Source organism: Streptomyces sp. IBSNAI002 (assembly GCF_052244475.1).
Classification (GTDB): Bacteria; Actinomycetota; Actinomycetes; order Streptomycetales; family Streptomycetaceae; genus Streptomyces.
This window is the reverse complement of the sequence record NZ_JBQPXG010000002.1, coordinates 7194427-7216287: the sequence shown is the minus strand read 5'-3', so window position 1 is coordinate 7216287 and position 21861 is coordinate 7194427. Positions and strand designations below refer to the sequence as shown.

General features: G+C 72.9%; 19 protein-coding genes and 1 pseudogene. 9 read left to right on the top strand and 11 right to left on the bottom strand.

What is annotated here, in order from left to right:
- The first annotated feature begins 67 nt into the window (after positions 1-67).
- A pseudogene (locus ACTVZO_RS33800) lies at positions 68-839 on the top strand (LysR family transcriptional regulator).
- A gap of 28 nt (positions 840-867) precedes the next feature.
- Here the strand turns inward: ACTVZO_RS33800 and ACTVZO_RS33795 are convergent.
- Positions 868-1527, bottom strand: coding sequence for a TetR/AcrR family transcriptional regulator (locus tag ACTVZO_RS33795; RefSeq protein ID WP_443301940.1), 660 nt, complete (start codon positions 1525-1527; stop codon positions 868-870).
- 125 nt (positions 1528-1652) lie between these two features.
- On the opposite strand from ACTVZO_RS33795, the gene ACTVZO_RS33790 reads away from it, so the two are divergent.
- Positions 1653-2720: an FAD-dependent monooxygenase gene (locus ACTVZO_RS33790; protein WP_443301939.1), complete on the top strand. Its 1068-nt coding sequence runs from the start codon at positions 1653-1655 to the stop codon at positions 2718-2720.
- Positions 2721-2730: 10 nt separating this feature from the next.
- Here the strand turns inward: ACTVZO_RS33790 and ACTVZO_RS33785 are convergent, their stop codons facing one another.
- Both ACTVZO_RS33785 and ACTVZO_RS33780 read right to left on the bottom strand, forming a co-directional pair.
- A complete protein-coding gene (locus tag ACTVZO_RS33785; RefSeq protein WP_443301938.1) occupies positions 2731-5010 on the bottom strand; it encodes a putative bifunctional diguanylate cyclase/phosphodiesterase in 2280 nt (759 codons plus the stop codon).
- Positions 5007-5837 carry an SAM-dependent methyltransferase gene (locus ACTVZO_RS33780; protein ID WP_443303354.1) on the bottom strand — a complete coding sequence of 277 codons (831 nt, stop codon included), beginning with the start codon at positions 5835-5837 and terminating at the stop codon, positions 5007-5009. The genes ACTVZO_RS33785 and ACTVZO_RS33780 overlap by 4 nt, the downstream gene beginning before the upstream one ends.
- 771 nt (positions 5838-6608) lie before the next feature.
- Between ACTVZO_RS33780 and ACTVZO_RS33775 the strand changes: the two genes are divergently transcribed.
- From ACTVZO_RS33775 to ACTVZO_RS33765, 3 genes are all read left to right on the top strand, one after another.
- Entirely contained in the window at positions 6609-6842 is a 234-nt protein-coding gene (locus ACTVZO_RS33775) for a hypothetical protein (RefSeq protein ID WP_443301937.1), read from the top strand.
- Positions 6843-6878: 36 nt separating this feature from the next.
- Positions 6879-7649, top strand: coding sequence for a bestrophin-like domain (locus ACTVZO_RS33770; RefSeq protein ID WP_443301936.1), 771 nt, complete (start codon positions 6879-6881; stop codon positions 7647-7649).
- A gap of 208 nt (positions 7650-7857) precedes the next feature.
- Complete coding sequence (locus ACTVZO_RS33765; protein WP_443301935.1) at positions 7858-8433, top strand: hypothetical protein; 576 nt, start codon at positions 7858-7860, stop codon at positions 8431-8433.
- A gap of 166 nt (positions 8434-8599) precedes the next feature.
- On the opposite strand, the gene ACTVZO_RS33760 is transcribed toward ACTVZO_RS33765, so the two are convergent.
- Positions 8600-9100 carry a hypothetical protein gene (locus ACTVZO_RS33760; RefSeq protein WP_443301934.1) on the bottom strand — a complete coding sequence of 167 codons (501 nt, stop codon included), beginning with the start codon at positions 9098-9100 and terminating at the stop codon, positions 8600-8602.
- A 375-nt stretch (positions 9101-9475) separates the two neighbouring features.
- Here ACTVZO_RS33760 and ACTVZO_RS33755 point away from each other — a divergent pair, with 375 nt between their 5' ends.
- On the top strand, positions 9476-10138 hold the full coding sequence (locus tag ACTVZO_RS33755) for a class F sortase (RefSeq protein ID WP_443301933.1): 663 nt from the start codon (positions 9476-9478) through the stop codon (positions 10136-10138).
- Positions 10139-10225: 87 nt separating this feature from the next.
- Here the strand turns inward: ACTVZO_RS33755 and ACTVZO_RS33750 are convergent, their stop codons facing one another.
- From ACTVZO_RS33750 to lysX, 3 genes are all read right to left on the bottom strand, one after another.
- The gene (locus ACTVZO_RS33750; protein ID WP_443301932.1) at positions 10226-10801 is read right to left on the bottom strand and encodes a dihydrofolate reductase family protein; all 576 of its coding nucleotides are present in this window, start codon (positions 10799-10801) and stop codon (positions 10226-10228) included.
- Positions 10802-10869: 68 nt separating this feature from the next.
- Positions 10870-11751 carry a polysaccharide deacetylase family protein gene (locus tag ACTVZO_RS33745; protein WP_443301931.1) on the bottom strand — a complete coding sequence of 294 codons (882 nt, stop codon included), beginning with the start codon at positions 11749-11751 and terminating at the stop codon, positions 10870-10872.
- A 70-nt stretch (positions 11752-11821) separates the two neighbouring features.
- A complete protein-coding gene (gene lysX / locus ACTVZO_RS33740) occupies positions 11822-15127 on the bottom strand; it encodes a bifunctional lysylphosphatidylglycerol synthetase/lysine--tRNA ligase LysX (protein ID WP_443301930.1) in 3306 nt (1101 codons plus the stop codon).
- Positions 15128-15187: 60 nt separating this feature from the next.
- Here lysX and ACTVZO_RS33735 point away from each other — a divergent pair, with 60 nt between their 5' ends.
- Entirely contained in the window at positions 15188-15649 is a 462-nt protein-coding gene (locus tag ACTVZO_RS33735; RefSeq protein ID WP_443301929.1) for a universal stress protein, read from the top strand.
- Positions 15650-15691: 42 nt separating this feature from the next.
- Here the strand turns inward: ACTVZO_RS33735 and ACTVZO_RS33730 are convergent, their stop codons facing one another.
- Complete coding sequence (locus ACTVZO_RS33730) at positions 15692-16885, bottom strand: CapA family protein (protein ID WP_443301928.1); 1194 nt, start codon at positions 16883-16885, stop codon at positions 15692-15694.
- 290 nt (positions 16886-17175) lie between these two features.
- Between ACTVZO_RS33730 and ACTVZO_RS33725 the strand changes: the two genes are divergently transcribed.
- Together ACTVZO_RS33725 and ACTVZO_RS33720 are read left to right on the top strand one after the other, a co-directional pair.
- Entirely contained in the window at positions 17176-17715 is a 540-nt protein-coding gene (locus ACTVZO_RS33725; protein ID WP_443301927.1) for a sigma-70 family RNA polymerase sigma factor, read from the top strand.
- Positions 17716-17922: 207 nt separating this feature from the next.
- Positions 17923-18423 (top strand): hypothetical protein, encoded by a 501-nt coding sequence (locus ACTVZO_RS33720; protein ID WP_069922841.1) that lies wholly within the window; start codon positions 17923-17925, stop codon positions 18421-18423.
- A gap of 25 nt (positions 18424-18448) precedes the next feature.
- On the opposite strand, the gene ACTVZO_RS33715 is transcribed toward ACTVZO_RS33720, so the two are convergent.
- The 3 genes from ACTVZO_RS33715 to ACTVZO_RS33705 are packed head-to-tail and all read right to left on the bottom strand — an operon-like array spanning position 18449 to position 21856.
- A complete protein-coding gene (locus tag ACTVZO_RS33715) occupies positions 18449-18850 on the bottom strand; it encodes a hypothetical protein (protein WP_443301926.1) in 402 nt (133 codons plus the stop codon).
- Positions 18851-18876: 26 nt separating this feature from the next.
- Complete coding sequence (locus ACTVZO_RS33710) at positions 18877-19737, bottom strand: Fpg/Nei family DNA glycosylase (protein WP_443301925.1); 861 nt, start codon at positions 19735-19737, stop codon at positions 18877-18879.
- A 55-nt stretch (positions 19738-19792) separates the two neighbouring features.
- Positions 19793-21856 carry a SpoIIE family protein phosphatase gene (locus ACTVZO_RS33705; protein ID WP_443301924.1) on the bottom strand — a complete coding sequence of 688 codons (2064 nt, stop codon included), beginning with the start codon at positions 21854-21856 and terminating at the stop codon, positions 19793-19795.
- Positions 21857-21861: the final 5 nt, after the last annotated feature.

Genomic DNA, 21861 nt, shown 5'->3' with positions numbered 1-21861 from the left:
AAAGGTCCAAGACATGATGAGGCTGATGTCCATAGGGAATCTCTATGACGGCGCTATCCTGGGGTCCATGCAGTTCCAGCAGCTCCTCTACTTCGTCGCCGTCGCCGACACCCGGCACTTCACGCGGGCCGCGGAGCAGGTGCACGTGGCCCAGCCCTCGCTGTCCCAGCAGATCAAGGCGCTGGAGCGGGAGCTGGGCGCCGAGCTGTTCAGCCGGGCGCGGGGCAACATCGCGCTGACGGACGCGGGCGAGGCGCTGCTGCCGCTGGCCCGGCGGATCCTGGCGGACGCGGACACCGCGCGGCTGGAGGTGCAGGAGCTGGCGCAGCTGCGGCGCGGGCGGGTCCGGCTGGGCGCCACGCCCAGCGTCTGCACGGGTCTGCTGCCGGATGTGCTGCGCGCCTTCCACCGCGCACATCCGGGGATCGAGCTGCTGATCGAGGAGAGCGGTTCGCTCGATCTTGTTCGGGAGCTGGCGCGCGGCGCCCTGGACCTGCGGGGGCGGGGCTCTGACCGTCTCCGGGCTGCGCGACGAGCCGATGGTGATGTTCCGGCACGGCTACGACGTGCGCGAGATGACGGTGGCGGCCTGCCGTGCGGAGGGCTTCGAGCCGGTGTTCACGGTAGAGGGCGGCGAGATGGACGCGGTCCTGGGCTTCGTCAGGGCGGGCCTGGGCATCGCCGTGGTCCCCGCGATGGTGGTGGACCGCGCGGGCCCCGGCCTGCGGGCGACCCCCCTGGCGGGTTCGCCGCTGCGGCGCACGATCGCACTGGCCCACCGCACGGACGTGGCTCCCCCGCGTGCGGCGCGCGAGCTGAAGCGGATCCTGGTGGGCTGACGGAGCGGACGGCCCCGCCGGCCGGCCGTCAGCCCGCCGAGGCGGCGCCGGCGCGTATGGGCAACACCTGGTCGAGCCCGCCGGCCAGCATGCCGAACGCGGATTCGGCGTCGGCCACGGCCGCCGGATGGGCTTCGTCGGCGCTCTGCCCGCCTTCGATCCGGCGCCAGTTCTCCCGGCCCAGCTCCTGGCGGGCCGTCACCAGGTGCAGCGCCGCCAGCCGGGCGGTGAGCGGCGGTGTGGACTCGGCTTCGAGGGCGTCGGTGAGCAGTTCGACCTCGCGGGCGGTGTAGCGGGCGAGGCGGGTCTCCAGGCTGGCGGTGGAGAAGACCAGCCGCTCGAAGGCGAGGACCGCGGGGTGGTCGCACAGCCCGGTGATCGGGTCGCGCCGGTCGAGGGCGGCCAGGAAGTGCTCCCGTACGGCTCCGACCGGACCCTGGCCGGCCGGCCGCTCGCGCACGATGCGCGCCGCCTCGTCCTGGTGGTCGGCGAAGCGGTCCAGCACCAGGTCCTCCTTGCTCGGGAAGTACCGGAACAGCGTGGGCTTGGAGACCTCCGCCGCCGCGGCGACGTCGGCCACGGAGACGGCGTCGAAGCCGTGCTCCAGGAAGAGCTCCAGCGCCGTGGCCGTCAGCCGGTGGCGCGTACGGAGCTTCTTGTTCTCGCGCAGACCCGTCGTGTTGTCCATGCCTCACACCCTAGCACGGATTCGTTACCCGGTAATTTTTTGGACCGGGTTATTTTCGTTACCTGGTTGCTTTTTCTTCGGGGAGCCGCTTTCCTTGAGTCATCGACGCGATGAGAGGACTTCCGATGACCGACGTACTGATCGCGGGCTCCGGCCCCACCGGCCTCACCCTGGCCTGCGAACTGGCCCTCCGAGGCGTCGCCGTCCGGATCCTCGAGCGGCGGGCCGGACCCCACCGCGAGTCCCGGGGCAAGGGGCTCAACCCGGGCAGCCTGGAAGTCCTGTCCCGGCTCGGCCTCGCCGAGCGGCTCTCCGGGACGGGCACCTCCGGCCTGATCCTGCGCAAGTACTTCGACGGCGCCCACATCAGCGACACTCCGGCCGGCGGCGGCCTGCTGATCGGCCAGTGGCAGGTCGAGGAGGCCCTCCGCGAGCGGCTGGCCGGGCTCGGCGTCCCGGTCGAGTACGAGGCGGAGGCGGCGGCGCTCGCCCAGGACGCCGGCGGGGTCACCGCGCGGCTGACCGACGGCCGTTCGGTCAGCGCCGGATACGCCGCCGGGTGCGACGGCGGACACAGCTCGGTCCGGGAGCTCCTCGCCATCCCCTTCGAAGGACACACGGAGGAACGGCCGTCGATGGTGCTCGGGGACGTGCGTGCGCCGGGGCTGAGCCGGGAGTACTGGCACCAGTGGTTCACCTCGGACGGCGGCGGGATACTCCTCTGCCCGATACCGGGGACGGAGGTCTTCCAGCTCCAGGCCGCGCCGGAGGAGGACGAGCGGGGAGAGCCGCTGCCGCCGTCGCTGGAGGGCTTCCAGCGGCTCTTCGACCGGCACGCCGGGACGCCGGGGATCCGGCTCGCGGATGCCACCTGGCTCTCGTCGTGGCGGGCCAACGTCCGCAAGGCCGCCCGGATGCGCGTGGGGCGGGTCTTCCTCGCCGGGGACGCGGCGCACGTCCATCCGATAGCCGGCGGGCTCGGCATGAACACCGGGATCCAGGACGCGGCAGCCCTCGCCCGGGCCCTCGCCGCCGCCGTCACTGGCCCGTCTCAGGACGGTGCGCTCGACGCGTACGAGGCCGCGCGCCTGCCCGTGGCGGCCGAGGTGCTGGCCGACGCCACCCGGCGGATGGAGCGGGTGATGGCGGCGGTCCGTGAACCGGGGCGCGGGACGGAGGCGGGGATGAACTGACCGGCCTGAGTCAGGAGGGTGTGGGCACGGCATCCGAGAGGGAGAGGGTGTGGATGCGGTCGGGGGCGCCCGGGCGGGCGTAGTACCAGCCCTGGGCGGTGTCGCAGCCGAGGTCGCGCAGCTGGGCGGCCTGGGCTCCGGTCTCCACGCCCTCCACGGTGACGGCCAGTTCGAGGCTGTGGGCCAGCGCGACGATGCCCTCCACGATCTTGACGTCGACCGGGTTGGCCGGGCTCTGCTGCATCCCCTGGGTGAAGGAGCGGTCCAGCTTCAGGACGCTGACCGGCAGGCGGCGCAGGTTGGCCAGGTTCGAGTAGCCGGTGCCGAAGTCGTCCAGGGCGATGTCCACGCCGAGGGCTGCGAGCCGGCGCAGGGGTTCGAGGAGTTCGTCGTCGGCACCGATCAGGGCGGACTCGGTCACCTCCAGGCACAGCGCGCCCGGGGCGAGGCCCGACTTCTCCAGCACGGCGACGGTGTCGGCGACCAGGCCGGGGTGGTGCAGCTGGGTCGGCGAGAGGTTGACGTTGATCCGCAGGGAGGAGCCGCCGTGCTGGCGCTGCCAGTTGCGGGCCTGGCGGACCGCCTCTTCCAGGACCCAGCGGCCGAGCGGCACGATCAGCCCGGTCCGTTCGGCGAGCGGGATGAAGCGGTCCGGGCCGAGCACCCCGTACTGCGGGTGCGACCAGCGCACCAGCGCCTCCGCCCCGTGCACGCTGCCGTCGTGCATGTGGACCAGCGGCTGGTACTCGATGAAGAACTCGCCGCGCTCCAGCGCCGCCGGCAGGGCGTTGGTCAGGCCGTGGCGGGTGATGGCCCGGGCGTCGGCCTCGGCGTCGGCGAACTCGAAGCGGTTGCCGCCTGCCGCCTTGGCCCGGTACATCGTGATGTCCGCGCTGCGCAGCACCTCCGCCGGGGTGCGCTCGCGGGCCGCGCCCTCCACGATGCCGATGCTGCCCCGGACCGTCAGTTCGCGGCCCTCCAGCCGGATCGGCGTCGACAGTGCGGACAGGATGCGGACCGCCAGGTCGGTCACCTCCTGTTCGGTGTCGGGGCCGGTGGTCAGGGCCACGAACTCGTCCCCGCCGAGCCGGGCGACCACCTCGCCGGGGCCGGTCGCGCAGCTCTGCAACCGGTCGGCGACCTCCACCAGCAGCCGGTCCCCCGCAGAGTGGCCGAGGCTGTCGTTGACCGCCTTGAACCCGTCGAGGTCCAGGTAGCACAGGCCGAAGCGGCTGGCGCCGGGCCCGCTCAGGGCCTTCTCGAGGCGTTCGAAGAACAGCGTCCGGTTGGGCAGGCCGGTGAGGGCGTCGTGGGTCGCCTCGTAGCGCAGGCGCAGGTTCAGCAGCCGGCGTTCGGTGGTGTCCTCCATCTGCGCCAGCTGGTAGCGCGGCGCCCCGTCGGCGTCGCGCAGCAGCGACACCGTCAGGTTGGTCCAGAGCACGGTGCCGTCGTGCCGGTAGTACGGCTTCTCCACGCGGAAGTTCTCACGCTCGCCGCGCACCAGCTCGCCGTGCATCCGCCAGACGTGCGGGGTGTCGTCGGGGTGTCCCCACTCGCTGACCTTGCGGCCCCGGACGTGCCCTTCCAGGCCGCCGAACATCTGCAGCAGCGCGTCGTTGACCTCGAGGATGTTGCCTTCCAGGTCGGCGATGCCGATGCCGACGGCCGCGCCCTCGAAGACCGCCCGGAAGCGCTCCTCGCTCGCGTGGAGCGCCTGCTGGGCGTCGATGCGGGCGGTCAGCGCCGAACGGGCGATGGCTTCCTGCTCCTTGAGGGTGCGCTCGCGCAGGGCCCGGGCGAAGCCCGCGGCGATCCCGTGCTGGAGGCGGGCGCAGCGGGACCGGTACTCCTCGGTGTCCTCCGCGCCGGAGCCGACGCCGGGCGCCCCGGGCCAGCCGGGCCCGCAGTAGAGCACCAGGTACGACTCGATCACCCCGAGGGTGCCCGACAGCGCTTCGGGGTCGGTGCAGTGCACGGCGACGAGCTCCGCGCCGACCCGCTGGGCGACGGCGGCGTCGAAGGGGCGGGCGTGCAGGGCCTCGGCGAGCGTCCGGGTGAGCGGGAGCAGGTGGCGTTCGAACTCGGGGCGGGTCAGCGAGGTCGCCGTGACGGGAAAGATCGCCCGCCCCCAGATGGTCGCGAAGCGGGCGATCCGGTCCTCGATGCCGCCTCTGGGGACCGCCGGTGGCTCCGGGGCCGCGGCCTTGGCCGCGCCGGGCCCGGGGGCCGGAGCTCCGGCGGGCGCCGCGGCGCCGTCCGGCGCGCCCGCCGTCTGTGCGGGAAGTCTCACGCCTTGCGTCCCACGCCGCCGTAGCCCGAGAAGGCGTACGGGTCCTCGGGAACCGCGCCGTCCTCCGGGGACTCGGCTCGGTCCGGCCGCCAGTCGGGCATGGACACCAGACCGGGCTCCAGCATCTCGAACCCGTCGAAGAATCCGCGGATCTGCTCCCCGCTGCGCATGACGAGGGGGTTGCGGATGTCCCGGTAGACGCCGACGGTGCCGCCCGCGACCTCCTCCGTGAGCGGGATCCCCTCGAACGAGGCGTGCGTGAGGACCAGCAGGCTGCCGGGGGCGAGCGCATCGCGCAGTTCGGCCACGGCGGCGTACGGGGCGTCCGTGTCCTCCAGGAAGTGCAGGACGGCGACGAGCAGGAGCGCGACGGGCCGTTCGAGGTCGAGCAGCCGGGTCACCTCCGGGGCGGCCAGGATGTCCTGCGGCTTGCGGAGGTCGGCGGCGACGACACCGCTGCGCTCGTCGCCGGCCAGTACGGCCTGGCTGTGCGCGACGGCGACCGGGTCGTGGTCGACGTAGACCACGCGCGCCTCCGGGCTGGCGGCCTGGGCTATCTCGTGGACATTGCCGAAGGTGGGGATGCCGGAGCCGATGTCGAGGAACTGCGTGATGCCCTCGGCGACCGCGTGCCGGACGGTGCGGCGCATGAATGCCCGGTTCGCCTGCATGATCTTGGGCAGGCCCGGCATGAATTCCATGGCGCGGCGGGCCGCCTGGCGGTCGACCTCGAAATTATGGGACCCGCCCAGGTAGTAATCGTAGATGCGGGACACGCTCGGCACCGATATGTCGATGCCTGGCGGGGCCCAGGCGGGGCGCTCCATCGGGGTCTCCAAGCGTTGTTCCTGCGGCGGTCCGTCAGCGGTCGGACTCCTGTCCGAGCTGAATGTACTGATCATTGCCCAACGGGGCGAGCAAAAGCGGAAATTGGCGATCCGTTCTTAGTCACACACCCAACACGCCTGACGCCCCGGTCCGGGAGAATGATCGATACCGACACATCCCTTTTGGGAATTGCGCGATGAGGGCCCGGACTCGCCCACCAGGCGACCCGCGCGTGGCTCAAACCTTTCCGCCCGGCACACCACCCGTTCAGGCGAACCGGCCCGTTCCCTCGCGTACGCGGGCGGGCGCGAGCCCATGCTCGCCGGGTGAACAAAGCCTGTGCCAGACGTCTGATGGCGGTCCCGGTCCTGTTGTGGGCGGCCCTGGCCGTCACACCGGCCGTGGCTGATAGCCACCCCTACCCGACGCCCGGCTCCGGCGACGGCGCTTCCGCGCGCACCCTGGTCGCGTCGGCCTCCGGCGGTGGCCGCGGAGGCGGCCCGGGTGGCGGACATCACGACGGACGCGACGGACGCGGAGGGCACGGGGGGCACGACGGTCACGGGGGTCACGGCGGACACCACTGCCCGCCACCGCCGCCGCCTCCCCCGCCCTGTCCTCCGAAGCCCACTCCCTCCCCGCCGCCGTCCCCGAAGCCCACGCCACCGCCGAAGCCCACTCCCCCTCCGACCCCGGCCCCACCGCCGAAGCCCACGCCACCTCCGCCCCCGCCCCCGCCGAAACCGGCGCCGAAACCCGTACCGAAGCCCGTGCCGAAGGCCCTCCCGCCGAAGCCGGCGCCGCCCGCGCCCGCTCCGCCCCCGGTGGTCGAGCCACCCGCGCCCACCCCTGCGGCGGCGCCGCCCGTGACCAGGCCGGTGGCCCGGCCCTCGTACCGCGCACCCGCCCGCAAACCGGTCGAACACCACATCTCGCCGGTGACCTTCACCCTGCTCACCGCGGCTCCAGCGGTGCTCGCGATCGTCGCGCTGCGCCCCCGGTAGCCCTTGCGCCCCACCCGTAACCGATTGGGAGTCATCTTGTCGGAATGGCTCGTCCTGACGATCGCGATGGCCGCGGCCTGCGCCGTGGTGCTGTCCATCGCCTTCATCAACCACCGCAGGATCGGCGAGGACGACGATCCGAACGAAACCCCGGACGTCATCGAGTACATGACGATGATGATCGGGGTGATCTACGCGATCGTGCTGGGCCTGGCGATCGCCGGCGTCTGGGAGGGCCGCGGTGCCGCCCAGGAGTTCGTGCGCCAGGAGGCCCAGGCCCTGCACGAGATCAGCGTCCGCTCCGAGGTCTACCCGGCCGAGGTCCGCCAGAAGATCCGCGCCGACGTCGACGCGTACGTGACGTACGTGGTGGACACCGAGTGGCGGGAGATGACCGAGCACGGCCGGCTCACGGACCGCGGCGGCGAACTGCTGGAGCGGATCCGCCGTGACGTCACCGACTACGAGCCGCAGACCGACCACGAAGGGCAGGCGTACCAGCCGCTGGTCGACCAGGTCGCCGTCGCGGACGACGCCCGCGGCGCGCGCGGTCTGGGCGCCGGAGCCACGATGCCGGGGGTGGTGTGGTTCGGACTCATCGCCGGAGCCCTGGTGACGGTCGGCCTGATCTTCACCCTGCAGATCCGGCGCTCCTTCCGCGAGCTGTTGCTGGCCGGTCTGTTCAGCGCACTGATCGCCTTCCTGCTGTTCCTCATCTGGGACTTCGACGCGCCCTTCGGGCGGGGCATCGCGGCCACCGCCGAACCGTTCCTCTCACAGTTCGCGCATCTGGGTCTCCGGGACTGAAGGCCCGGCGCGCACAGCGCCGAACGGTCCCCGGCAAACCGGGGACGGGCCTCCCGTCCCCGGTTCGGCCTAGGTCCATGCCCCATTCGCCCGTTCCTGATCGCGGGCCACGGCACCCGGACCTAGCGTGGCGGACATCGAGGCGCACGAACTGCCACGTGCGGGAACCCATTCCGCGGCTGCTCCTCGGGGATCCGGAGGATCAACCATGGGTGCGATACGTACCTCCGTCACAGCCCTGCTGATCACCGGCGCCACGGGCGCCGTACTCGCGCTCGGCGTCCCCGGCACGACCGCCGCGACCGCCGCGGAAACCCGGCAGGACCCCTCGTTCGGCTTCTCCGTCACTCCGTCCACGGTCGCTCCGGGCGGCCGGGCGGTCCTCACGGTCACCAGATGCCCCGCCGCCCACGCCACCGTCTCCTCCGGGATCTTCGACACCGTGAACATCGCCCGTGGCCAGACCGTACAGGTCACGGTGGACCGGGACGCCCGGCCCGGCGCGGTGTACACCGCCACGTTCACCTGCAACGGCGAGAACGGCCACGTCGATCTGACGATCGCGGGCAGCACGACGACCACCAGGCCGACCACCAGTTCCACGCGCACGGCCACCCCGAACGCCACCGTCCCCACCTCCGCCCGCGGCGTGCAGGGCGGCCTCGGCGGCAGTGTGGCCGGCCTGGATCCGGTGCAACTCGGCGCGGGCGCGGGCCTCTTCCTCGCCGCCACGGCCGGCACCGCGTACTGCCTGCGCCGCAGCTCCGGCCGTCGCGGCCACTGAACCCGCCCGTCACCGTCGGTGCACCCGCCCGTCATCCCCCGCCGCCCGCGTCCCGGACCGCCGGCAGCCGGTCGCCCCGGGTCCTGGCCAGGACCCGGGGCGACCGGCGGAGGGGGTGCGTTCCCGGAAGACACCCCCGCGGGGACTGACCGGGGAGGTCGGCCGGTCAGACCCGGCCGCGGAGCGGGCGGCGACGGCGCAGCACGTGGGCACCGGCGCCCAGGGCCGCCCCGCCGACGAGGCTCGCGCCGATGGCGGTTTCGGCGGTGGACGGGCCGAGGGACCCGCCGATGCCGCCCTGCGAGGGCCGCCCCTCCCGGATCCGGAAGCGGGCCGTCGCGACGAGGCTGTTGTCGTTGCACTTGACCGACAGCGTGTGGATGCCCGGCGAGGCGTGGTTGAAGACCCGGACGGTGGCGAAGCCGATGGATCCCGCGGACAGGTTGGCCGGCGGAAAGTTCCCGTGCGAGGTGACGGTACCGCCGTGTCCGCAGCCCGATGCGCTCAGCTGCATCGTGGATCCCTGGTGCACGTCGAACTGGTTGACCGAGACGTTGCTCGGCCCATTGCCCCCGCCGCCCGGGGGGGTCGCGGAGGCGAGCGGAGTACTGAGGCCGATCGCGGCGCAGGTTGCCGCCGTCACGGTGAGAGCGCGCAAGACACGCATGGTGGAACCTCCAGCGGGAAGCGCCCCGGAGCGTCGGCCCCGGATGATCGACGAGAACGCCTCCCATCTCGAACCCTCGGGGCGGCCCGCAACCTCCGCATTTCCGGCTTTGGGCCGCCCGGTTGAGCGACACGCCGAAGCGCGGGCGTCGCAGCTGACGGATCCGCAGGTCACGACCCGTCAGGCATTTATGTGACGATTACCTGGATGGGCGCACCCCTTCCGGCCCCCTTCCGGCCCGCTTCCGGCCGCGGCCACCCGTTCGCCCCTCCCCTCTCGCCGTCCTGCCGGGCCGGGCTTAGCGTGCGTGACGTAGGGCGTACGGGGGCGGGACAGGATCGCGGGTCGGGACCCCCGCGTCGGGAAGGGAGAACCATGGGCGAGGACGAGACCGGGCAGTCACGCAAGTTCTCACCGTGGGGCGTGCTCGCCCTGGTCATGCTCAGCGGCCTCGCGATGGTGCGCAACGGCGTGGGCATGGATGACGGGCCGCCCCAGCCCACCGCGGCCTCGGCCGTCGCGGTGACGGCCGACCAGCTGCCGGCGAACCCTCCGCAGGCGGCGGCGGGCCTGGAGCTGCTGGAGCACTCGTCGGTGCAGCGCATCCGGATCCCCACCATCAGCGTGGACGCGCCGGTGATGACGGTCGGGCTGGACGCGGAGGGCTGGATCGACGCCCCGCCGCCGCAGGACCGCAATCTGGCCGGCTGGTACCTCAACGGCATCTCACCGGGCCAGCGGGGCTCGGCGGTGATCGTCGGCCATGTGGACAACGCGCAGGGCCCGGCGGTCTTCTACGGCCTGGGCTCCGTGAAGCCGGGCAACCACATCGAGGTGGAGCGGTACGACGGGCGCACGGCGGTGTTCGAGGTGTACGGCGTGGAGGTGTTCTCCAAGGACGCCTTCCCCGGATCCCGGGTGTACGGGGACACCGGGCACGCCGAGCTCCGGGTGATCACGTGCGGCGGGGGCTACTCGAAGTCCCGGGGCTACGAGGGCAACGTGGTCGTCTTCGCCCGGATGGTGGAGACCCGCTGAGCGGAGGCGGAGACCGAGGGCCGAAGGCCGGTCCGGTGGGCCGTCCGCGAGGTGCCGGACGGCCCACCCGGTGCACCTCGGCGACGGCTAGGACGGGACCTGGCGGGCGACGCGGTAGCGGAGGTGGACGAACTTCGAGTTGAAGGTGCGGGTCTCGACGAGCTGGAGATTCACCCGGCGCTCGTCCCGGGCGAAGAACGGGATGCCGCCGCCGACCAGTACCGGGTGGACCATGACGTGGTATTCGTCGATCAGGTCCGACGCGGCCGCCTCGGCGGCGAGCGTCGCGCCGCCGATCGCGATGTCGCCCTCCCCCGGCTCGGCCCGCAGCCGCTCGATCTCCTCCGGCAGGCCGCCGGAGAGCAGGCGGGCGTTGCCCTGCACCGTCGACAGCGTGGTGGAGAACACCACCTTGGGGAGCGGCTTCCAGAGCGCGGTCCATTCCAGCTCGGGCGCGCCGAGCGAGGGATCCTGGTCGGCGGTCTCCCAGTACAGCATCGTCTCGTACAGCCGCCGCCCCATCAGGTGGACGTCGATCTTCCGGGTCTCGTCGATCCAGAAGCGGAAGACGTCGGGATCGGGCTCCGTCCATTCGATGCCTCCGTCCGGTCCGACGATGTAGCCGTCCAGGGAGACGCCCATCGAGTACGTCACGCAGCGCATCAGCAGTCCTCCTCGGGAACAGGCTCCGACCCTACGCCCGCCGGCCGCCGCAGGGCGTGAACACGGCCCTAGCGGGACGGCAGCGTCGGCAGGGTCATGCGGTAGCCGCGCGCGAGGAGTTGGGGCAGGTACGAGCCGATCGCCCGGACGCTCTGCGAGCGGTCGCCGCCCGCGTCGTGGGACAGCACGATCACGCCGGGCCCGGCGCCGTCCAGGACCCGGGAGATGATCGTGGTCGTCCCCGGTTCCTTCCAGTCCAGGGTGTCCACGGTCCAGGCGAGCGGCTCCATGCCGAGTTCGGCCCCGATCTCGAAGGCGGCCCGGTTCCACGCCCCGAACGGCGCACGGAACCACACGGGGGCCTCGCCCACCACCTGCTGGACGACCTCGCTGGTGCGGCCGATCTCGGAGACGAGGGCGGGCCGGCCGAGCGTGGGGATGAGCGGGTGGGTCCAGGTGTGGTTGCCGATGACGTGGCCCTCGGCGGCCATCCGGCGCAGCAGGTCGCGGTTCTCGGTGGCCATCTCCCCGCAGACGAAGAAGAGCGCGCGCACCCCGTAGCGGGCGAGGGTGTCGAGGATCCCGGGGGTGTAGCGGGGGTCGGGCCCGTCGTCGAAGGTGAGCACCATCGAGTTCCCCGCGGCGGCGGGGGGCAGTTCGAGGATGGGGCGGCTGCGGACGGCCGGCTTGGCGAGGGGGGGCCGGGCGGGGGCCCCGGCGGTCATCGGCCGCAGGCGGTAGGACTTCTCGAGTCTCCCGTCGGGGAGCATCCCGGGGGGTCCGGCGGCCGGGTGCGGACCGGGCCCGCCCGCGGGGGCGGGGCCGGATCCGGGCCGGGGCGCACCGCCCTCACCGCCCGCGTTGATCAGACCGGCGGCGGCCGCGACTCCGAGGAAGACGGCGGTGCGCAGGAGCACGCGTCGCCCTACTGTCGGCTCGTCATTTTTCATTATTACTACGTATCAACGACATCGCCGCGGATGTCGAGAGGCGCGGACGCGCCCCGGCCCCCTCACCCGATCAGCCGCGTCTCACCAGGGGGAACGGGAGCGTCTCGCGGATCGTCAGGCCCGTGAGGAACATGACGAGGCGGTCCACCCCGATGCCGAGGCCGCCGGTCGGCGGCATCGCGTACTCGAGCGCGTCCAGGAAGTCGTTGTCGAGTTCCATCGCCTCCGGGTCGCCGCCCGCCGCCAGCAGCGACTGGGCGGTGAGGCGGCGGCGCTGCTCGACGGGGTCGGTCAGCTCCGAGTAGGCGGTGCCCAGTTCGGTTCCGAAGGCCACCAGGTCCCAGCGCTCGGCGAGCCGCGGGTCCCCCCGGTGCTGGCGGGTGAGCGGGGAGACGTCGGTGGGGAAGTCCTTGTAGAAGGTGGGCAGTTTGGTGCGCTCCTCCACCAGCCGCTCGTACATCTCCAGGACCACGTCGCCGCGGGTGTCCTCGGGCGCGTGGGGGACGGCCGCGCGGTCGCACAGCCTGCGCAGGACGTGCTCCTCGGTGTCGGCGTCCACTTCCTCGCCGAGGGCCTCGCTGATGGCCCCGTACATCGTCTTGACCGGCCAGGGTCCGGAGATGTCGTGGACGACGAGCTTCCCGTCGGGTCCCGCCTTGTGGGCGACGGGCGAGCCGAAGGCGGCGGTGGCGGCGCCCTGGATCAGCTCGCGGGTGAGGTCGAGCATCACGTCGTAGTCGGCGAAGGCCTGGTAGGCCTCCAGCATCGTGAACTCGGGGTTGTGCTTGTAGGAGACGCCCTCGTTGCGGAAGGTGCGGCCCATCTCGAAGACCTTCTCCATACCGCCGACGCAGAGCCGTTTGAGGTACAGCTCGGGCGCGATGCGCAGGTACAGGTCCAGGTCGTAGGCGTTGATGTGGGTGCGGAAGGGGCGGGCGTTGGCGCCGCCGTGGATCTGCTGGAGCATCGGGGTCTCGACCTCGAGGTAGCCGCGGTCCAGCAGCCCCTGGCGCAGGGCCTGCACCGCGCTGGAGCGGGCCCGTACGACGTCGCGCGCCTCGGGGCTCGCGACGAGGTCGAGGTAGCGGCGCCGGACGCGGGCCTCCGGGTCGGCGAGGCCCTTGCGCTTGTCGGGCAGGGGGCGCAGGCATTTGCCGGTGAGCTGCCAGGACCGCACCACGAGGGACGGTTCGCCGGTCCGGCTGGTGCCGGCCTCTCCGTCGGCCACGACGTGGTCGCCGAAGTCGACCTGGGAGGTGAAGGAGTCCAGTACCGCGGCCCCGGCCTCGTCGCGGGTGAGCATCAGCTGCACGTCCCCGGACCAGTCGCGCAGGACGGCGAAGACCACGCCGCCGAGGTCGCGCACGACCATCACGCGGCCGGCGAGGGTGGCCTGCTGCCCGGAGCGGGTGCCGGGGGGCGGGCTGCCGGGGAGGAGGTTCCCGAACTCGGCCACGGTGTGGGTGCGCTGCCGGATGCCGACCGGGTACGGGTCGGTGCCGGCGGCGCGGATGCGCTCCATCTTCTCGTGGCGTACGCGCACCTGTTCGGGGAGGCGCTCGGCCTGGGCAGCCGCGGCCTCCTCCCCCACCGCGTCCAGGTTCAGGGAGGCGATGGAGGGCAGCCCCTCGGTGGTGGCGGGTGCGGTCAGGCCCTTGGGGTGTCCGTTGCCCCACAGGGTGCGCAGGCTCGGCACCGAGACGAAGCCCTCGGCGATGCCGGAGGCGAGGCTGACCCGGGCGAGCGAGCCGGCGTCCTGGTAGCAGAGGAACCGCGGGTACCACTCGGGGCCGTACTTGACGTTCGAGCGGTAGAGCGCCTCCAGCTGCCACCAGCGGGAGAAGAACAGCAGCAGTTTGCGCCACAGCTTCAGGACGGGGCCGGCGCCGATCCGGCCGCCCTCCTCGAAGGCGGAGCGGAAGACGGCGAAGTTGAGGGAGATGCGGCGGACGCCGAGGCCCGGGGCGGCGGCGCAGAGCTCGGCGACCATGAACTCCATGACCCCGTTGGGGGCGGTACGGTCGCGGCGCATCAGGTCGAGGGAGATGCCGTCCTTGCCCCAGGGGACGAAGGAGAGCAGGGCGATCAGCGCTCCTTCGGCGTCGAAGGCCTCGACCAGCAGGCAGTCCCCGTCGGCGGCGTCGCCGAGCCGGTCCAGGGCCATCGAGAAGCCGCGCTCGGTCTCGGTGTCGCGCCACCGGTCGGCCCGGTCCACGATCGTCTGCATCTCGTCCTCGGAGAGGGCGGAGTGGCGGCGGATGCGGGTGGTGGCTCCGGTGCGCTTGACGCGGTTGACGGCCTGGCGGGTGACGCGCATGTCGCGGCCGTCGAGGTCGAAGTGGGCGACGTGCAGGATGGCCTCGTCGCCGAGCTGGAGGGCGCTGAGGCCGGAGCGGGCGTAGGCGGTGGCGCCGTCCTCGGAGGCCCCCATGACGGCGGGCTGCCAGCCGTAGCGGCCGGCCACCGCGAGCCAGGCGTCGATGGCCGGGGTCCAGGCGGCGGGGTCGCCCACCGGGTCCCCGCTGGCGAGGCAGACACCGGCCTCGACGCGGTAGGTGACGGCGGCCATGCCGTTGGGCGCGAAGACGACGGCCTTGTCGCGCCGGGTTGCGAAGTAGCCGAGGGAGTCGCCCCGTCCGTAGGCGCCGAGGAGGGCCCGGATGCGGGGCTCCTCGTCCCCGTGCAGGGCGGCGGTCAGGCGCTGGGAGCGGAAGAGGGCCGCGGCGGCGTTCAGCAGGGCGAGGGCGCCGAACAGGCCGAGCAGGAAGTACAGCGGGCGGGGCGGGCGGCCGTCGAACTGGCGGGCGGAGAAGAGGCCGCCGAAGACCTGCTTGGCGGCCCAGTCCAGCCACTGGCCCTTGGGCAGCGTGCCGGGGAAGAGGGCGACGAGCCCCCAGCCGACGAGCACGGCCGCGAGCAGCCCGAGGCCGAGCACCATCAGGGCGCGCCACAGGGCTCCGGGCCGGGAGGCGGCGTAGAACTCGCTGCGGGCGGCGATGAGCAGTCCCATGGCGAGGACGGCCAGCGCCCCGGAGGAGACGCCGATCCAGAGGTCGCCGAGGGCGATTTCGATCACGTCGTCGAGGATCAGCAGGGCCAGATAGGTGACGACGATCCACCAGGCGACCTTCTTGCGGGTGCCGAGTGCCGCGGCGAGCAGGAAGAGGAAGACGGCGTAGGCGAGGTTGGCGCTGACCGGGACGACGAAGAGGTCGAGGAACCGGACGATGTGCCTCAGCAGGCGCCGCAGCGTCGGGGAGAGCGCCAGCAGGGCGCACAGCAGACCGAGCGTCCCGAAGAACGCGCCGAATCCGTCGGGGACCCGGTTGAGGAAGCGGTTCCGGGTTCCGCGCGTCTGCTCCACGGTGGCACTCATGGTTCGCACTGTAGGGAGGGCGGCGCCGGTCCGCTCGCCGAGGGGACTAGCCTCGGGTGGGTGACGGAGCACGTGAACACGGGATTCGAGCGGGGCACCGACGGTCCGAAGGTGATTCTGGCCGGGGTGGACGGGTCGGAGTCCTCGCTGCGGGCGGCGGCCTACGCGGCGGGGCTGGCCCGGCGGCAGAACGCGCTGCTGGCGCTGGTGTACGTCCAGCCGGTGATGCCGGCCGGCGCCGCGCTGGGCGCGCCGGTGGCCGACACCACCGGGGAGATCGCGGAGGGCCTGGTGGCGGAGATCCGGGAGTCGGCGGAGCGGCTCAAGGGCATCTACGAGGTGCGCTGGCAGTTCCACACCTTCCGCGGCGACCCCTACGCGGGCCTGGTGAGCGCGGCGGAGGAGCTGACGGCGGACGCGGTGGTGGTCGGTGCCTCGGAGCAGGCGGGCCACCGCATCGTGGGATCGGTGGCGATCCGCCTGGTGAAGGCGGGCCGCTGGCCCGTGACCGTGGTGCCGTGAGCCGCGGTGCGGCGCCGGTCCGGCGCCGCCGTGGCGTGAGGGCTATTTCGCCATCGTCAGGCCGTCCTTCGCCGCACCGCGGCTGAGGACGGCCTCGGTGACGGCGTCCTGGGCGTCCTCGTACTCGCCCTGGCCGGGGTGCTCCGCGAGGGTCGCCGGCAGGTTGACGACGCGGCCGATGGAGAGGTCCATCATCTGCGGGACGAACTCTGCCCTGGTGACCTGCCAGCGCTGCCCGGGGGCGGCCGGCGGGGCGAAGGTGAAGCGGCCGATCGAGCCGTAGTTGCCGCGCATGTCCCGCGCGCCGGAGTAGTTGAACATCTCGCCCGCGACCTGGTCGCCCATGCCGTAGACGATCCAGGTGCCGTTGACCTTCTCGTACGCCTGCGGGATGTGCGCGTGCGTGCCCAGGATCATGTCGATGTCCGGGCGGCCGCCGGTCTGCGAGGCGGTCAGCGCCTTGCCGAGCGAGAGCTGGTTGTCGTCCGGTGCGGTCTGCCACTCCGTGCCCCAGTGCAGGCTGACCAGGACCACGTCCGCGCCCGCCTTCCGGGCGGCCCGCGCGTCCGCGACGATCTTGTCCTGTTCCATCAGGTTGACCGCCCACGGCTGTCCTTGCGGCATGGGGTACCCGTTGGTGTCGTAGGTGTACGCGAGGTGCGCGACCTTGGCGGAGCCGGCCGTGTACGTGGTCGCCGTGGCCGCCTCCGCGGCCGTACGGGCCGAACCGGCGTGCCTGAGGCCGACCTTGTCGAAGCGGTCCAGTGTGCGGCGCAGCCCGTCGGCCCCGTCGTCCAGGGTGTGGTTGGAGGCCGTGGAGCAGCCGTCGTAGCCGGTGTCCTTCAGCGCGTCGGCGACGCTCGGCGGGGAGACGAAGGCGGGGTAGCCGGAGAAGGGGCCGTCCTCTTCGCCGTAGATGGTCTCCATGTGGCACAGGGCCAGGTCGGCGCCGGAGACCACGGACTTGACGCCGGAGAACATCGGCCGGAAGTCGTGCCCGTCGCCGCCGGCGTCGTTCGCCGCCCGCTGGATGACGGAGGTGTGCGGCAGCACGTCGCCGCTCGCGACCAGGGTGAAGCCCCTGTCCGAGGGGCCCGCGGGGGCACCGGCGGCGCTGGAGGCGGCGGATTCGCCGAGTCGTGCCGGGGCCGGTCCCCCGGCGGCCGAACAGCCGGCGGCCGCGGACAGCAGGAGGGCCGAGAGGAAGGCGGCGGCCTGTCGGGTGCGCTTGGTCATCTCGTGCCCGGCTCTCGCTAGTACGACTATCCGATCTCTCGTAATCCATATAACAAGACGTCAATAGTCAAGGAACGGATCCGTCCGCCGGGCATCCGGCCACTCGATCGGCCGCTGCCGTTCGCCGCGCCGTTCGACCGTTCACCGCCCGGCCCGGCCGCCCACCGGACCACCCGGGTGCTTGGGCGCACCGGCCGGACCGGACGGTTCCCGTCGGGGCTCCTCGCAGATCAGGGTGAGTGCTTCGACCTCCCCCCACGGACCTCCGCACACCTCGGAAGGAGCCCCTCGTGCCGCTCTCCCCCGCCGTTCGGCGTACCGACCCCGAGACGCTGGCCGAACTCCAGCGCGACCACGGACGGGCCCTGTTCGGTTTCCTGGTCGGGCTCACCGGCGGGGACGCCCAGCGCGCGGAGGACCTCGTGCAGGAGACCCTGGTCCGGGTCTGGCAGCACCCCGAGGTCCTGTCGACCGCGCACGAATCCATGCGGCCCTGGCTGTTCACGGTGGCCCGGCGGCTGGCGATCGACGCACGGCGCGCCCGCCTGTCACGGCCGCAGGAGGTGGACCCCGAGGGCCTGGAGCACGCGCCCGCCCCCGAGGACGCGGTGGCCGGCTCGGTCACGGCGATCGACGTCCGGCGGGCCGTCGGCTCGCTGGGCCCGGAGCACCGCGAGGTACTGATGCAGGTCTACTTCCGGGACCGCTCGGTGGCCGAGGCCGCCGCCGAACTCGGCATTCCGGCCGGAACCGTCAAATCCCGTACGCACTACGCCCTGCGCGCCCTGCGGAAGGACCTCCAGGGGTACGGGTACGGCCTCGGCGCCTGAGCCCTGCCGGGGCCGGGAGCCCCCGCGCGAACAGAGCGAGTACTGCCTCGAATGCGCGCTAACCGGACAGAAACCGCATGGAATGAGGCATCAGACCGTTCAAGTTGAGTAAACAACCCCCGCCCGGCGAGCCGCTCGGTGAAGGCTCAGGGCTGATGGCGGGACGCTGAACGCGCGGGAGAAGGTGGAACGGTGCAGCCCGAGGGTATGAACGGCACCAGTGACGGCGGGCTCGCGGTGCCCATGGCTTGGCTCTACGCCGAGTACATCGCAGACGAACTGCTGCGCACGGGCCGGCTGATCCCGGTCAGCACCCTGGAGTTCCGGGCCGGGCGGGACACACTCGCGCTGACGATCTACCTCTCGGACGCGGCCGGGGAGCTCTCCGGCATCCGGGTGGTCTCCCAGCTCGACGAGTGGCTCTCGCTGACGGCGTACGGCCACCCCTGGCGCGACTGGGTGCACACCCGTTTCCTCGCGCTGGGCGAGGAGGCCCGGGAACGCGGGCGCGCCGAGGAACCGGACCTGGAACTGGCCCGGGCCGCCTGGCGCTGGCTGGACCGCACGGAGCTGTTCGCCACCAACCTCGACCCGGGACGGCACGGGCACGCCGACACCCCGCCGGGACTGGACGAGAACGCGCGGGTGTGGACCCCGGCCTGGCAGCTCGGCCTGCCGCTGGGCCACTTGGCGATGCACCTGTTCTGAGCCGAGCGCGGGCGGGCGGGCGGCCTCAGGCCCGGCGGTGGGGCCCGGGGGCCTCGGCCGGGTCCGTCACCAGGCCGGTGAAGTCCTCCTCGTTGCGCTCGGCGCATCCGACGTACCAGCGGGCGATCAGCCACATCACCGGATACACCAGCAGGCCCAGCGCCAGCCACACCAGCGGCCCGGACGCCGCCCGCGGCAGCAGCAGCACCAGCGGCAGCGCCCCGACCGACAGCGCGAGTGCGGCCAGCGCCCCCATTCCCGCGCGGAGCTGGCTGCGCATGAGCGCCCGTACGTAGGTGGCGCCCAGGGTGGTCTGCTCGGAGATCTCCGAGCGGGCCGGGGTGTGCGCGGGCGGTCTGCGGCGCGTACCGCGGGGCACCCCGGTGACGATCTCGCGCCGCGGCGGCTGCCGCTGGTCCTCGGCCATGGAGCCGGAGTCTACGCAGCGCCGCGCTATTTGAGGAGGCGCGAGAGCCGCCGGTCCGCGAGCGGTTTCCCGCCGGTCTGGCAGGTGGGGCAGTACTCCAGGGAGGAGTCGGCGAAGGAGACCGAGCGGACGGTGTCCCCGCACACCGGGCACGGCTCCCCGGCCCGTCCGTGCACCCGCAGCCCGCTCTTCTTCTCGGCCTTGAGCCGCCCGGCTGCCACTCCGTGCGCCCGGCCGACGGCCTCGCGCAGGGTGTCCTGGACGGCCTCGTACAACCGGGTGGTCTGCTCCTCGTCGAAGGACGCGGCCAGTTTGAAGGGCGAGACCTTGGCGCGGTGCAGGATCTCGTCGCTGTAGGCGTTGCCGATCCCGGCGATGACGCCCTGGTCGCGCAGTACGCCCTTGATCTGCCGGCGCTCATCCGTGAGCAGGGCGGCGAAGGCGTCCCGGCCGAAGGCTCCGTCGAGCGGATCGGGACCGAGGCGGGCGATGCCGGGCACCTCCTGCGGATCGCGTACGACGTACACCGCGAGGCGCTCTTGGGTACCGGCCTCGGTGAGGTCGAAGCCGCCGCCGTCCGCCAGGACCACGCGCAGCGCGAGCGGTCCCTTGCCGGGGCGCGGCGGCTGCGCCGGCAGCTCGTCCTGCCAGCGCAGCCAGCCGGCCCGGGCCAGGTGGGTGACGAGGTGCAGTTCGCCGATGCGCAGGGCCAGGAACTTGCCGTACCGGGTGGTGGCGCCGGCCGTCTGCCCTTCGAGGGCGGTCAGCGGCGGCTCGTACGTCTTGAGGACGCTCACGGCGAGCGGGAGGACGCGCTCCACCACCCGCCCGGTGAGGTGCTCGTCGAGGTACTCCCGCAGGGCCTCGACCTCGGGCAGCTCCGGCATGCTCCCAGCCTGCCCCGGCCCCGGACGGAACGCGAACCGTACGGCGGCCCGGGCGTCAGCCCACCACGAACTCGCACCACACGCACTTGCCGCTGCCCCGCGACTCCACGCCCCACACGTCCGCCAGCCGGTCCACGAGCATCAGCCCGCGCCCCGACACCCCGGACTCCCCGGCCTCGCGCCGCCTCGGCAGGGCGCTGGAACGGTCCTCGACCTCCACCCGCAGCCGCCGTTCGGGGCCGCTCAGCACCCGCAGGGTCACGATCGCCGGCCCGTCCGTGTGCATCAGGGCGTTCACGATGAGCTCGTCCGCGACGAGCTCGATCTCGTCGGACCGTTCCCGGGCGCCCCATGCCCGCACCGCAGCCCCGATCATGTGGCGCGCCGCCACCAGGGCCTCCGGGTCCCCCGGCGCCACGTGCTGCTGGAGCCGTCCGCCGCCCTGCGGGGACTCCTCCACCCGGCGGCGCAGCAGGAGCAGCGCCATGTCGTCGTCGCCGCCCCGCTCGTCGACGACCCCGCACAACCGGTCGGCGAGGAGCTGGAGGTCCGCCGGTCCGCCGCGGACCAGGGAGGTGAGCAGCTGGATCCCGTCGTCCAGGTCGGCGCCGGGCTGCTCGACCAGGCCGTCCGTGCACAGCAGGATCGTTTCCCCGGGGTCCAGCTCCACCGTGGTCACCGGATACTCCAGGCGGCCGAACTCCGCCGAGAGGCCCAGCGGCATCCCGCCCCCTACCGGGAGCCTGCGGCAGTCCCCGCCGCGGGTGCGCAGCAGCGGGTCGATGTGGCCCGCGCGCACCAGCTGGAGCACGCCCGTCGAGAGGTCCGCCTCCACGTAGGTGCAGGTCGCGAAGCGGTCGGTGTCCAGTTCGTGGAGGAAGACGGAGGCCCGGGCCATGACCGTGCCCGGCGAGTGCCCCTCGGCGGCGTACGCGCGCAGCACGATCCGCAGCTGGCCCATGACCGCCGCCGCGTGCGTGTCGTGGCCCTGGACGTCCCCGATGACCGCGCCGACCCGTCCGCCGGGCAGCGGGATCACGTCGTACCAGTCGCCGCCGATGTCCTGGCCCATCCGGGCGGAGCGGTAGCGGACGGCGATCTCCGCGCCCGGCACCGACGGGATCCGGCGCGGCAGCATCGCCTGCTGGAGGCCCTCGGCCAGGTCGTGCTCCTGCTCCAGCAGCATGGCCCGCTGCAGGCTCTGCGCGATGCTGCTGCCCAGGGCGACGAGCAGGTTCCGGTCGTCCTGGGTGAAGCCGTCCTTGTCCTGGTAGAGCAGGCCGATCGCGCCGATCGGGCGGGCCTGGGCGATCAGCGGGAGATAGGCGGCCGCCGAGATCCGCATGTACTCGATCTTCGCCCAGAGCCCTGGATAGCCCGCGGCGAACTCCTGCGCCGAGTCGAGGAACCGCGGCTGGAGCGAGCGGACGACCTCGCTCATCGGGTACTGCTCGTCCACCCGCGTGTACCGCGTACCCGGCACGAAGCTGCCCTGCGGACCCTCGGCGACGAGGTGGATCCGCCCGGCCTCGACCAGGCCCATCACCATGCCCATCGAGCCGAGCCGCTCCAGGCCGTGGGCGTCGCCGAGCGCGTCGATGACGTCCTGGACGGTCCGTGCGTGGGCGAGTGCGGCGGTGGTGCTCTCCACCACCGAGGTCTGGCGGCGCCGTTCCTCGTCGAGGCCGAGGCGTTCCGCGGAGTGGCTGAGCTCGTCGGTGGCGTCCCGGACTATGCCGATGATCCGGTACGGGCGCCCGTCGGGGCCGCGCATGACGCGGCCCTGCGTGTGCGTCCAGCGCAGCCGGCCGTCGCGGCAGCGGATGCGGAAGTAGGCGCCGTAGCTGTCCTCGCTGCTCTTGAGGGCGCTGGAGACGAGTGCGTCGAGCCGGGTGGCCTCGGCGGGCGGCACGCGCGGCGACAGGGATTCGGGCCTGCCGTCGTACTCGTCGGGGGCCGTGTCGAAGACGTCCAGTGCCGCCGCGTCCATGTGCATGAGCCCGGTGACCAGGTCCCAGTCGAAGCTGCCCATGCGGTTCAGTGCCAGCGACCGGTCCGGGTGCGCGGGCCAGTCGTCCGGCAGCGATACGGAGCTCGGCACCGGTCCACCATGACACACGGGCC